The sequence below is a fragment of the Candidatus Desulfosporosinus nitrosoreducens genome (assembly GCF_030954495.1).
GTDB lineage: Bacteria > Bacillota > Desulfitobacteriia > Desulfitobacteriales > Desulfitobacteriaceae > Desulfosporosinus > Desulfosporosinus nitrosoreducens.
Genome location: NZ_JAVHUW010000070.1, coordinates 128,253 through 139,832 on the forward strand (window position 1 = coordinate 128,253; position 11,580 = coordinate 139,832).

Here is an 11,580-nt window from a genome sequence, read left to right on the forward strand (position 1 = left end):
CCATATATAATATTTATTTTATTAAAAAATGGAGAGGTGGTTTATAAATCATGAACATAAAGAAATTATTTGCAGGAGTTGGAATATTAGCTGGAGTAGTAATTCTATCGCTCACGCTGATGAATGGTAATGCTTATAGTAATAACAAATATTCAGAAAAGGAATATACTGTCCGTGATTCAGCTATCAAAAATTTTGATTTAGACACTCAAAAGGCACAGGTTCTTTTTGCCGAAGATATATTTGATAATACGAAAACGGAAATTAACGATACAAAGTCAAAATTAGCTGTTGCTACATTTATGCTAAATGATGAGAAAATTTCCGTGGTTGGTGATTATTTGCCAGTCTATTTCCTTGAAGGTAATAAGGTTTCAATAGCGATTAAGCACGCTAATGGAACTGTCTCCCTTACTCAGTTTGATATATCAAAAGAAAAGCCAGTCCAAATAGGTCATATAGTTAAGGAGGCAAAATAATGAGTACAAAAATCTATAAAATTGCTGCAACAACTTTGATTTTATTATTGTTATGCGTACCTGCTGCGTATGCTTTTTCACCTAACTGTTATTGTACTTTAGTCAATGGTGGTTCCTTCGTAAATGCTTATGCAGTTTCCTCTGCGGATGTCGTTTGTACACAAATTAGAGCAGATGGTAGTTTTTATGTAGATGGCGTTTTAGCAGACACTGCTAGCGGAAATAGAGTAGGTGATACTTGGGCACAAGCAAATATGTCAGCAAATAATCCTTCTGGTTCACAGCAATTTTACGCTTTTGGGTATCACTATATTGTATATAATGGCGTTGCTTACACGTACAACTCATCTAAGCTTCAATCGTATTAACCATGATTTAACTTTTAACTAGCTACTTAGGTTTTTTAAAGAATTAATATTATAATGTATAAATTAATCCCCGAGTTTTGTTCAACTAAATTCGGGGATTAATTGTATTAATCTCCTTATTGTTAATAAAGAGAAGCGGATAAAGCAGAAATAATTAAATTGGCTAAGGATTTAAGCGGAAGAATAAAACGCCTTCAAGAAAAGTTGAAAAACTGTTTATTTGCAGGAAAAGGACTTTATTTTTCCTTTTTGAAAGGATCGATAATAATCATTGAAAAGAATTTTATCCACGCTATTCATATTAATTTTATCATCTAATATATTTGATGTTCTGAATTTCAAAAGAATATTGGGAACAAAAGCATTAATAATATGCCTGATCAGGAAAAAACAATTACATCGGAGGATATTAATGAAGGTAAACAAGCAGTTAGAGACTATATTAACGCTTTAAAAAGCGGAAATTTAGAAGATTTAAGTAAAACATTAGATTTGTACCAACAAGAATTTTATAGTAAAGTTCATATTGGCAATTCCTAAAAACTCAAGGACAACTTTACCCAGATGGTCCTGCTATTGTGGAATTAGAAAAAGGGAATTTAATAAAACCATTACCCCGTTGGAATGATTGGATACAAGTCTCTATCATCCAGTTTGATATCTCCAGTGTTTCCGATACGTGGATAAAAGAAAATTTTCTTGCCTCACCATCAGAAGTAGAACCTAATGAAGGCTTTTTGAGGATTGGCTGTTCTGCGTGTGAAATATCAGATTTTAATAAGATAAGTACAGTAAATCCAACAACAGTCCCATACTCAATGCAAGTAAGACTCAAAAAAAGACAAGGAGAGTTCGTATGGGTTTCGGGGCCTTCTGAATGGGATGCTTGGGTAAAATCAGGTGATATTTTATATAATTATTCGAGCTAGCGATAAGACCTACATGATTATGAATTTGCATAAAATGACGGAAAATTTTTAATTCCGACGACATATCTTGACAAATTTCGCGATACTACTATGATATACTACATTTAGTTTGAACTTATTTTATATTAATAACGTATGTTAACAAGGAAGTTTTGAAACATGTATTTTATTTGGGCGCTTGATACATGTGGAATGAGTAGCGCAACCGGCCTAGTTTATAATTATTATAAACTAGGTTTTTTATTTGGTCAGAAAGTTTGGCAAGTCTTATTCTTGGGATAATTATATCAATGCGGATGTGTTAAAAAATGAAAATTAGGGGGGGTGCTTGTGAAAATATTCCTTTACAAAAACCTATCTTTGTTTAACAAGTTAATGTTAGGTTTACTAGTAACAACAATTTTGGTTATTTCCACTACAATCTTCCTATATCTAAACATAAAGAAGGCCCAAATCATATCACAAAATTCTAATACTAAATACATTCAAATTATCAAAGAAAATGACGCTATTAAGTCGATTATTATTAAACAACAGAATATGGCCTTAGAGTTCGTTTCTACAACCGATGATAAGAGGCATAATCAGATTGTCGATGATTTCCGTTATAATGATCGAAGCTTTAATCAAGAGTTTAATAACTTAAAAAAGTATCTGGGAAATGAACAGGCCGATTTGCTGGAAAATGTTCAATACAAACACGATAGTTTCAGCTATTTGGTCAATAACTTATTTACCCAATATATCAGCGGCAATAAAACAATTGTTGATCAGATTATTCCCAACACGGGAGCTGCTGCCAATCAAATTGTACAGGCAAGCTCCGATTTGTCCACGGCTATTCTTGATCTGGTGGCTGCTACTCAAAATCAAAATAACCACAACATACTCAATACTACAATATCATCGGTTGGCTTAATAATTCTTGGGCTGATTATCTCAATTATTGTAACGTATTTTGTGGCCTTGGAGATCAAGAGATCTATCACTGAAATAATTTTAGTGACTAATAAAGTAGCTAATGGCGACCTTCGACATAAAGTCAAGACAGACAGCCAAGATGAATTAGGACAGCTTGCCCGGTCATTTAACTCAATGATAGAGGACCTTTCTGAGCTGATCAGGGAGACTACGGATAAAGGGAAACAAATCTTAACCTCAAGCGGAAAAATTACCGAATCGACAATTCAGTCGGAAAAGATATCCCTTGAAATTAATGAAACTTTTGAAAATACTGCGGAGAGCGCTAAGCTCAACATGGAAAATTTAAAACAAATGACAACCGTTATTGAACAAAACAATATGAGTATTAATCAAATAGCCGTCTCCAGCCAGCATATTACAGAAACCGCAAAACTATCGTCGATTCAAGCGGAAGCAGGGGGACAAAAACTTCAGGCGGCAATCACTCAATTAGAAACAATGAAAAACAACTCGGAGGAAGCCAATAAAATTGTTAAAGAGCTTTCCGTATTATTCCAGGAAGTCGCCGATATTACGACGGTCACTAAACAGTTTGCCGACGCTACTAACTTATTGGCTCTGAATGCGGAAATTGAAGCAGCCAGGAATGGTGAACATGGCCGTGGTTTCTCAGTTATAGCTAATGAAATACGGAAATTAGCCAAGGCCAGTGCGGAGAATAATGCAATGACTTCGGAACGTATCAACCATATGCTGAATTTCTCTAAAAGAACCCTCATTGTCCTGGAAGATGGGAATAAATCCGTTGCTAACGCAAGAAATATCGTTTATGACATGACAGATGACCTTAAGGAAATTATCGCAAATGCCCAAAAGCAAGCGGATGAAATCCAGGACGTATATTCAACCATTGAGGAACTTACAGCCGCAAGTGAGATGATAAACACACAATCTCGCAATTTAGAGCAATTTACTGAGAGTACAGTAGCACAAACCTTTCAAGTGCAGGCCAACGTTTCGGATCAAACAGAATTTACCAAAGAATTAAAAGGTCAATCCGAAGCGCTAACCCATTTAGCGGAAGAATTGCACCATTCTGTTGAACGATTTCTTGTTTAGATTATTAAGGGGGGCTAGAAATGAAATTCAAATATTCCAAAAGAATGTTGCTCATTATTCCTTTGGTACTTGGAATTGTGATTATTACCCAACTGCCTAGACTTTACACCGCTCGCCAAACAACTGCAGCGCCTAATACAACGAGTGAAGGCGCAGCAACTAACTCAATAAAAATCAAATTGCCTGATCCGGAGCCCAAAACGGACATTTATACTCCTATTAGGCAAGAGTACGATAAAAGCGTACATGCTCAGTCCCTGAAGGTACTAAATGATCAAAAGCAAACGCCGGGCGGCCACGTCACGAATAGCTGTTATCAATGCCACTCCTACGAGTATGCCATCGCTCCGGACAGCAATAAGCCGTCAATTCAGTCTTTGACAACGTCCATAACGTGTGGAACTTGTCACACCTTGGATGCCAAAGGGTATATTGCTTTTAGAAATGCAGCTAATCCTACCGAGCTGTGCTCATCCTGTCATGTGGCAACGGGTATCAAACCGGGAAGTGCGGTTCATAACTCTCAATCGAATATGTTTAAAGGAACTGGTGCGCTCGGTATTGCGGCTATGCCCGATAAAAGATATACAGATGGAATTTCTTGCGCGGATTGTCACATGCCAAACGAAAACCATACGTTTGTGGCGACCCTTCCTAGTCAAGCTTTAAAGGACAAAACCATCGCTTCCTGTTATTTATGTCACGCGACTGAAGATGAACAGAAATTTGCGACACATGTTGACCAAATTCAAACCGATTTGAAAAATGAAGCTAAAACATTTGATGATCGTCTTGCCAAGGACAGTAAAAAGCTTGCCGGTTTAACCAGCACTCCTAATTACAACCAAGCAAAACAATTAACAGATATAGTTATGACCAACTTGAGTTTTGTGGAAAACGACAAAAGTTGGGGTGTACATAATCTGGATTATACTAAAACTATCATGGACGACATTGGCAAAAAATTAACGCAGGCGGAGCAATTAATAAATTAGCCCGTTCAAACTGCCGCCCGGTCTTTACGGTGTATGTCTCCTTCATATCCATGGCTCTCTAGCCGCTGAGAATTAATCGTAAAGTGCAGCCCCATGAGGTTCTATTGCCTGGAATTATGCGGACAACAATTTTTAATTTGAAAATTTCCGAATGAGTTCCGTGCAAAGGGGTTGACAAATGAAAGCGATAAAAATATATTGAAATCATCCCATACCCTGCGGGAGTATGGGATGACGGAGACGTTCTCTGGAATGAGGAGGAGAAAAAATGTCAGCGTTCATCTTGGAAAAGCTTTGCCGGGGGTGCAAACACTGTGTCAATAGCTGTCCGGAAGGGGCGATTACCATGTTGTCACATCTAGCGGTCGTTGACCCTGCAAAATGTGTAGAGTGTGAAGCTTGCATGGAAGCCTGTATGCACGGCGCCATTACCTTTGTAGAGATGGGAGAGAGCAAACGGAATGGATGATAAAAGTCAAGAACAGCAACTTAAACGCCAGGAGCTTCAGAGGCAATTAAACGAGGTTGAGAATAAACTGGCAGATCTTAAGGCACGTTGGCCATACCATTCAGTGCAACCCAGGCTGGTGGCGGAACGCGAAGACTTGGAAGAAGAACGTGAGCGCTTGCTAAATTTAATCAAGTCGTTATAAGGCTCAAAATCCAGCTGCATAGCTATTTTAAAATATCCCGGACAACCTCATTAATCAGGTTCGGAACAATCTGGCAGGAGTAGGCGGTCTCAGTCCTTTCATGCTTCTTGTGAGCATCAAGACCATAAGGCCCGATGCAGATCACGGGAACGTTAATGTCCCGGATATCCTGATAGTTTACATAGTGTTTGGTGCCCCAGGCCGGATTATTTAAAATGGCCGCTTGGCTTCCCGCTTCATCGTCACTCATGGCCACGAAACTCATGTCCGAAATGTAAGGGAAAAAATTACGGGTGACGATAGGGTTGGGGTAGTGGGGCTGAACTTTGGCAATAGCCTTTTCGAGGGCCTCAATCAGTTGTTCTTCCTGCTCATTTTTACCGGTAACTTCAACGCGCGGAGAATAGAGAGACGAGTAAAACAAGATCATGGCCGGACTTTTGTCCTGCATAAATTTCCAGGCTTCTTCAACGACTCGGGCTGAATACATGCGTAGATCCAAGGTAGAATCAGCAAGAAGATCCGCCGTAAACTCTTTCATGTGCTTGAGATAAGTCTCACCGTTTTGCTCTACCAACAGTTCTTGAAATTCTTCATAGGTGAACACCCGTACTGTCCAAGGGACTGGGCGGTAAGTTTCCGAGCTAAGTTGGCAATAGGCCAGATAGCGTTCGGTAAAGGTGTCTAAAGCTCTTTTAAAGGCGATTTCAGCGTGATGCCTGAGTTTTTCCAGAACCTCTTTGGGACTCCAGGAATGTATTAAAAAGTTATAATAGACGAAAGAGGACAGAGCGGTTTGAACCGTATAAGAAGGCTTTAGATCTGTTTGTTTCAGGGAAACCGGCGGAGCCGGCGTTTCGCCGTAGGCCTTGTCAATGAGGAGCGGGTTGTAGTTAATTTCCCTGGTCAGTTCGGCGGCTAAAAAGTTTGGGTCAAAGCCTTCGAAACAGGAGCCGACGTGTGTTTCTTGGCCCGTAATAAAAAATGAAGGCAAGAGTTTGCCAACAGACCCTTTATAAATATAGCGATTTTCATCCCCTTCATAGCGGGGAGAGACAAAATCGGCATTGATCGCTGCGACATAGTTGAACCGGTAGGTTTCCTTCCACCTTTTAAGGATTTTTAGAGCGGAGAGGATACCATGCGAACTGTCCTCTTCGTCGCACTCCGCGACCAGCAAGAGGTTTCCAGCCAGAGCCTCAGGATGTTCCGCATAATATTGGAGCAAATAAAGGTGGCTGGCTAAGCCGCTTTTCATATCTAAAACTCCCCGGCCAAACAGCCATTCTCCTGAGTTTAAGTGCTGTTCTACATTGGCGGGGAGTTTTTCTGCTGAATAGGCCTTGCTTAATTCAGCGGGCCGGCAGGCCAAATCCTTAAATTGGGCAAAGTCATCAATCCCAACCGTATCCATATGTCCCATAAGTATCACGGTTTTATCGGATAAACGTTTGGTTCCTTTGACAAAGGCCGTGATATTATAGCGCTCGACTTCATCGTCTGCCGTTGGCGCCATTACCAAATGATTTGGATTGGCAATAAAATAAGGTAAACTGCTTAACTGATGATGAATGGCTGTGGCTATATCCTTTTCGCCGGAAGTGTTTACGATGCTCGGAATACTCACTAATTTTTTGGTAAGCTGCAGGACTTCATTAAGGCAATCTAACATAACCGTAATCTCCTTATTCATTAGTGCTTCTAAATTTAAAGCGGCAATCCTTGTCTTTACCTGAACCAAGGGCAGATGCTTTATAGTATCGCTCCATTTCTCGACAATAGCTGACCAGCCTTGACTTCTTTGACGATTCCCTTGTCTAAGGCGACGTTGCCATTGACGATGGTGTATTGTACTCCCCTGGCCATAGTCAGTGGGTTCAGGGGGTCAATTTCCTCATTGGAGGGATAGCGGAAATTGTTCAAATCAAGGATTGCGATATCGGCTGCGTAACCTTTGGCTAATAGCCCCCGGCCCTTTAATCTGAACTGTTGGGCTGGAAAGGATGTTACCCTTCGGATCACTTCTTCCGGCGGAATCTCTTTTTGTTTACATAAGTTGAAATAAAGGGGGAAGGCTCCCTTTCGGAATAACTCATACCAGTCATAAGGGTCGTGAAGGTTTCCAAAGATCCTGTCCGAGCCTACCATGACGAGAGGATTGTGGGCAATATCATCAGGGTAAGGGGTTCCCGGGAAGTCCCAACGGTTTAGTCCTCCCTGACAGAATGTTAGTTTAGGGTTGTTATTGTCCAAGAGTTGAAGAATTAGATCGTCGACAGTTGTCCTTTTTTCATCAGCTATAGCTTGGAGAGTCCGATGTTCCATCTGAGGATCAGCTGTGTGAAATACCAAAAGCCTATCTTTAAATCTCATTTTTTTCAGCAGTTTCCGACTGACCTTATATGCGCTAGCGGTATCTTGTAAATTATTTTGCTCAGGCTCATAAGTTTGAGATGATGAAGGCAGCAGAAACTGAAGAAATCTGTCCCATCTCTTAAAGTGTCCGCTGCTTTTAGGAATCGTGTCAACGGCGATTTCCAGGCCCCGGTTCCTTGCTGACAGGATTTCGGCGAAAGCCTCAGGACAAGTCGGGGTTAGATGTGAGACCTGTACTCTTATCCCTGTGACTTCACCAACTTGTATCGCCTCTTTAACGGCTTCGAGAATCCCAAGATAGGTTCGGAGATGGGATGTATAGATTCCGTCATATTTCTGAGCTATCTTAGCCAGTTGAATGAGCTCATCTGTGGCCGCATATTTGCTCGGGGTATAGGCTAGACCGGCGGATAGACCGAGAGCCCCCTGTTCCATGCCCTCTTCAATTAAGCGCTTAAGTTCCTTGTACTCCTCGGCATTCGGAGTTCTGGCAGTCGTTTTGCCCATAACGCTCCAGCGCAAAGAACCGTGGCCTAAAAGAAATCCCATATTTACATTAGTGCCCCTGCTTTTAGTGGTATCGATATAACTGGAAAAACTGTTCCAGGCAGGCACAGAACGTTTATACCGTTTTTCTTCCTCAGGGGAAATTAGCCCACTTGTAGTCATATACCTATAGATATTATCTGATGAGTAGGGAGTGATGGAATGTCCGCAGTTCCCATTGATTGTGGTGGTCACGCCTTGGCGTAAAAAATCCTCAAAAGTCCCGCTTGTCAAAACAGTAAGCTCGGCATGAACATGTGGGTCAATAAAACCCGGAGTGACCACAAGTCCGGAAGCGTCAATGATTCTGCCGGCGGCGCACTCTAGTTTAGGAGCAATTGCTATGATTTTCCCCTTGCTTATGGCCAGGTCTGCATAAAAACCTGGTTTTCCCGAACCATCAATGATGAAGCCATTGACGATCAAAAGGTCACAATTCATACTATGGCCACCTTAGAATTAAAAATTGCTGATTCACGTCTGGAAACAGGCTGCAGTCTTGGAAACAATGATTAATCATTGTTTCCAAGACTGCAGTAGAAATCATGTGGAGGAAGGCTAAGTCTCAGCAATGACTTTTCCTGGTTCAGTGAGGTCATAGCCGCCTAATCCCTGCAATTCAGCTTTAAACTCGTCGGATTGGATTATTTCAAAAATCGCGTCAAAGGCAGGACTGCCAAGATCCGCATCGCCACGGGCAACAGTACTGGCGATGGCGAGATGAGAATGAAATTCTCTCATATAGCCGATATATTTACAATTATATCACATGGTAAAGAGCTTATTATACTTTGAAAACCAAAAAGAAATCATATGACTAGTGATGCTTGCTATTGAGCAAAGCGAAGGATTATGTATTAAGTTTATATAAGCATTGACACGAACCAAATGCTATGTATATAATGATACAAAATAATACCAAATGGAAATAAATCAATAGTCAATAAGTTACAAAACGGAAAATTCATTGACGAAATAGTACAGTAGCAATTTATGGTCGTTCTTCCCTTCATCCGTTATTGGAACACGCTCGGGTGGGTTTGGGAGTTATGCATCTCTAATTAGAGTGGAAAAGTGACAAGAGAACGTTTAATAAACTAACCTGACTTATATAATTTCATAATGGGCAGCAAATCAGAGGATGATTTGAAGTGGAAAAGTGTTTTAGTGGGCCTTTAATTAGACGGGAATTAAGGGCTCACTTTGTTTTTTCTGAGTTTTGAAGGAGGTGATGCGATGGCATCTGATAATCCAAGCAACAAACTAATCAATAATTTGTAAGTAACGAAGAGAGGCCTGGAAAATAGGCGGTGGGTCCTTAGCTGAGTAGTGGTGTCAAGTAATTGAAATGAGCTAAGTGGTAAAGTGATATGAGTTTCATCGTTTAACTCGGAAAAATTAGTACAATTTCATAATTCGGCAGCAAATCAGAGGATGATTTGGAGTGGAAAAGTGTTTTAGTGGGCCTTTAATTTAGAGGGGAATTAGGGGCTCACTTTGTTTTTTTCAGAGCCTAAATGAATGGTAATTTAGAGAGGAGTTTTTAAAATGACAAGAAAAATCGCTATTTACGGTAAAGGCGGAATTGGCAAATCAACGACTCAGCAAAATACAGCCGCTGCTATGGTTCATTTTTACGACCAAAAGGTTTTCATCCATGGATGTGATCCAAAGGCAGACTCTACCCGCCTTATCCTGGGCGGAATGAATCAGAAAACCTTAATGGATATACTTCGTGATGAAGGGGAATCGAAAGTTACCATTGAGAGAGTAGTAAAGACGGGGTTTGGGGGGATTCGCTGTGTAGAGTCGGGCGGTCCGGAACCGGGCGTAGGATGTGCGGGCCGGGGAGTTATCACAGCCATTGATCTTATGGAGAAAAACGGGGCTTACACCTCAGATTTGGACTTTGTGTTCTTTGATGTCCTAGGTGATGTTGTCTGCGGCGGGTTTGCTATGCCGATCCGCGAAGGAAAGGCTCAGGAAGTTTATATCGTGGCTTCAGGAGAGATGATGGCCGTCTATGCAGCCAATAATATTTGCAAAGGCTTGCTTAAATATGCCAGACAAAGCGGTGTCCGTCTCGGCGGGGTTATTTGCAATAGTCGTAAAGTTGATAAGGAAAGAGAATTTCTGGAAGAGTTTACAGCGGCCATCGGCACGCATCTGATCCACTTTGTACCGCGCGATAATGTCGTTCAAAAGGCTGAATTCAACAAACAAACCGTCGTTGAATTCGACGCCAATGAAAATCAAGCCCATGAATATGGCGAGCTGGCACGTAAGATCATTGAAAATGAGAATTTCGTCATTCCGAAACCTCTGACCATGGATGAATTAGAAGCTATGGTGGTCAAATACGGTTTAGTGGATTAAAGGCTGGTTCTAAGACAGAAAGAAGGGGGGCACTTTTATGATCATGATTAAAGCGATTGTCAGGCCGGATAAAAAGGAAGTAGTGCTCAATGAACTATCTCAAGCAGGGTTTCATGCCGCCACTGTTATTGATGTAGTAGGCCGTGGGAAACAAAAGGGTATTACCTTTGGAGATGTTCTTTATGATGAAATTCCTAAAAGCCTGATTATGTTAGCTGTTAATGATGGAGACAAAGAAAATGTGCTGGAGGTCATTCTCCAGCATGCTAAAACCAGCGAAAGTGGAGCTTTCGGAGATGGGAAAATAATTGTCAGTCCTATCGATGAAGTATATACCGTCTCAAGCGGCGTTGCAGAGTTGTAAAGGAGTGGCGTAATGAAAGAGATTTTAGCTGTTGTACGAATGAATAAGGTCAGCGCAACGAAAAAGGCTCTAATCGAAGCTGGAGCTGCCGGTTTTACGGCTACAAAGGTTATGGGGCGCGGCAAGCTGGTAGAAGACAAATCCATCATTGCTGAGCGGAGAAAAACTTTGTTGGCTCTAGCTCAAAAAGATGATCAGACTACGGATAAGATGATCACCGAATTTTTAGATGGCACCCGTTTATTTCCGCGCAGGATGTTTAATATTCTGGCCCATGACGAAGCTGTGCCCAAGATTGTCTCAGCGATCATTAAGGCCAATAAAACAGAGTACAAGGTGGGTGACGGCAAAATCTTTGTCCTGCCGGCGCTTGATGCGGTCCGAGTTAGAACAAGGGAGTCCGGAGATGCGGCGATCTAACAACAAGGAAGCTATCTCCGGATTAAATAAA

General features: G+C 41.1%; 14 protein-coding genes and 1 riboswitch. Of the genes, 11 read left to right on the forward strand and 3 right to left on the reverse strand.

The features are described 5' to 3' along the window. Positions 1-50 precede the first annotated feature (50 nt). From REC12_RS19770 to REC12_RS19805, 8 genes are all read left to right on the forward strand, one after another. Positions 51-479 carry a hypothetical protein gene (locus REC12_RS19770; protein WP_308897478.1) on the forward strand — a complete coding sequence of 143 codons (429 nt, stop codon included), beginning with the start codon at positions 51-53 and terminating at the stop codon, positions 477-479. Continuing rightward, the gene (locus REC12_RS19775; protein WP_308897480.1) at positions 479-847 is read left to right on the forward strand and encodes a hypothetical protein; all 369 of its coding nucleotides are present in this window, start codon (positions 479-481) and stop codon (positions 845-847) included. Before REC12_RS19770 ends, REC12_RS19775 begins: the two co-directional genes overlap by 1 nt. Positions 848-1,219: 372 nt before the next feature. Beyond that, a complete protein-coding gene (locus REC12_RS19780; RefSeq protein ID WP_308897483.1) occupies positions 1,220-1,387 on the forward strand; it encodes a hypothetical protein in 168 nt (55 codons plus the stop codon). A 38-nt stretch (positions 1,388-1,425) separates the two neighbouring features. Continuing rightward, complete coding sequence (locus tag REC12_RS19785) at positions 1,426-1,776, forward strand: hypothetical protein (RefSeq protein ID WP_308897484.1); 351 nt, start codon at positions 1,426-1,428, stop codon at positions 1,774-1,776. 136 nt (positions 1,777-1,912) lie between these two features. After that, positions 1,913-1,996: riboswitch (cyclic di-GMP riboswitch) on the forward strand. 110 nt (positions 1,997-2,106) lie between these two features. Continuing rightward, on the forward strand, positions 2,107-3,819 hold the full coding sequence (locus REC12_RS19790) for a methyl-accepting chemotaxis protein (RefSeq protein ID WP_308897486.1): 1,713 nt from the start codon (positions 2,107-2,109) through the stop codon (positions 3,817-3,819). Positions 3,820-3,839: 20 nt separating this feature from the next. Further along, positions 3,840-4,814: an ammonia-forming cytochrome c nitrite reductase subunit c552 gene (locus REC12_RS19795; protein ID WP_308897488.1), complete on the forward strand. Its 975-nt coding sequence runs from the start codon at positions 3,840-3,842 to the stop codon at positions 4,812-4,814. Between the two features lie 268 nt (positions 4,815-5,082). Further along, entirely contained in the window at positions 5,083-5,283 is a 201-nt protein-coding gene (locus REC12_RS19800; RefSeq protein WP_308897489.1) for a DUF362 domain-containing protein, read from the forward strand. Next, positions 5,276-5,467: a hypothetical protein gene (locus tag REC12_RS19805; RefSeq protein ID WP_308897490.1), complete on the forward strand. Its 192-nt coding sequence runs from the start codon at positions 5,276-5,278 to the stop codon at positions 5,465-5,467. The genes REC12_RS19800 and REC12_RS19805 overlap by 8 nt, the downstream gene beginning before the upstream one ends. Before the next feature lie 22 nt (positions 5,468-5,489). On the opposite strand, the gene REC12_RS19810 is transcribed toward REC12_RS19805, so the two are convergent. The 3 genes from REC12_RS19810 to REC12_RS19820 all read right to left on the reverse strand — a co-directional run bounded on the left by REC12_RS19810 (position 5,490) and on the right by REC12_RS19820 (position 9,130). Then, on the reverse strand, positions 5,490-7,139 hold the full coding sequence (locus REC12_RS19810; protein ID WP_308897491.1) for a M20/M25/M40 family metallo-hydrolase: 1,650 nt from the start codon (positions 7,137-7,139) through the stop codon (positions 5,490-5,492). An 80-nt stretch (positions 7,140-7,219) separates the two neighbouring features. Further along, the gene (locus tag REC12_RS19815) at positions 7,220-8,830 is read right to left on the reverse strand and encodes an N-acyl-D-amino-acid deacylase family protein (RefSeq protein ID WP_308897492.1); all 1,611 of its coding nucleotides are present in this window, start codon (positions 8,828-8,830) and stop codon (positions 7,220-7,222) included. Positions 8,831-8,947: 117 nt separating this feature from the next. Next, positions 8,948-9,130 carry a hypothetical protein gene (locus REC12_RS19820; protein ID WP_374214231.1) on the reverse strand — a complete coding sequence of 61 codons (183 nt, stop codon included), beginning with the start codon at positions 9,128-9,130 and terminating at the stop codon, positions 8,948-8,950. Positions 9,131-9,937: 807 nt separating this feature from the next. Here REC12_RS19820 and nifH point away from each other — a divergent pair. The 3 genes from nifH to REC12_RS19835 are packed head-to-tail and all read left to right on the forward strand — an operon-like array spanning position 9,938 to position 11,549. Further along, positions 9,938-10,765, forward strand: coding sequence for a nitrogenase iron protein (nifH, locus tag REC12_RS19825; protein WP_088225391.1), 828 nt, complete (start codon positions 9,938-9,940; stop codon positions 10,763-10,765). A 37-nt stretch (positions 10,766-10,802) separates the two neighbouring features. Continuing rightward, positions 10,803-11,129, forward strand: a complete 327-nt coding sequence (locus REC12_RS19830; RefSeq protein ID WP_308897494.1) for a P-II family nitrogen regulator — start codon at positions 10,803-10,805, stop codon at positions 11,127-11,129. 12 nt (positions 11,130-11,141) lie between these two features. Next, the gene (locus REC12_RS19835; protein WP_308897496.1) at positions 11,142-11,549 is read left to right on the forward strand and encodes a P-II family nitrogen regulator; all 408 of its coding nucleotides are present in this window, start codon (positions 11,142-11,144) and stop codon (positions 11,547-11,549) included. The last annotated feature ends 31 nt before the right edge of the window (positions 11,550-11,580 follow it).

What these genes read in the sequence shown, in the direction of transcription:
- REC12_RS19805 (WP_308897490.1), top strand. Translation starts at nt 5,276, where the DNA reads ATGGATGATAAAAGTCAAGAACAGCAACTTAAACGCCAGGAGCTTCAG.
- REC12_RS19810 (WP_308897491.1), bottom strand. Translation starts at nt 7,139, where the DNA reads ATGTTAGATTGCCTTAATGAAGTCCTGCAGCTTACCAAAAAATTAGTG.
- REC12_RS19800 (WP_308897489.1), top strand. Translation starts at nt 5,083, where the DNA reads ATGTCAGCGTTCATCTTGGAAAAGCTTTGCCGGGGGTGCAAACACTGT.
- REC12_RS19815 (WP_308897492.1), bottom strand. Translation starts at nt 8,830, where the DNA reads ATGAATTGTGACCTTTTGATCGTCAATGGCTTCATCATTGATGGTTCG.
- REC12_RS19775 (WP_308897480.1), top strand. Translation starts at nt 479, where the DNA reads ATGAGTACAAAAATCTATAAAATTGCTGCAACAACTTTGATTTTATTA.
- REC12_RS19835 (WP_308897496.1), top strand. Translation starts at nt 11,142, where the DNA reads ATGAAAGAGATTTTAGCTGTTGTACGAATGAATAAGGTCAGCGCAACG.
- REC12_RS19795 (WP_308897488.1), top strand. Translation starts at nt 3,840, where the DNA reads ATGAAATTCAAATATTCCAAAAGAATGTTGCTCATTATTCCTTTGGTA.
- REC12_RS19770 (WP_308897478.1), top strand. Translation starts at nt 51, where the DNA reads ATGAACATAAAGAAATTATTTGCAGGAGTTGGAATATTAGCTGGAGTA.
- nifH (WP_088225391.1), top strand. Translation starts at nt 9,938, where the DNA reads ATGACAAGAAAAATCGCTATTTACGGTAAAGGCGGAATTGGCAAATCA.
- REC12_RS19820 (WP_374214231.1), bottom strand. Translation starts at nt 9,130, where the DNA reads ATGAGAGAATTTCATTCTCATCTCGCCATCGCCAGTACTGTTGCCCGT.
- REC12_RS19830 (WP_308897494.1), top strand. Translation starts at nt 10,803, where the DNA reads ATGATCATGATTAAAGCGATTGTCAGGCCGGATAAAAAGGAAGTAGTG.
- REC12_RS19780 (WP_308897483.1), top strand. Translation starts at nt 1,220, where the DNA reads ATGCCTGATCAGGAAAAAACAATTACATCGGAGGATATTAATGAAGGT.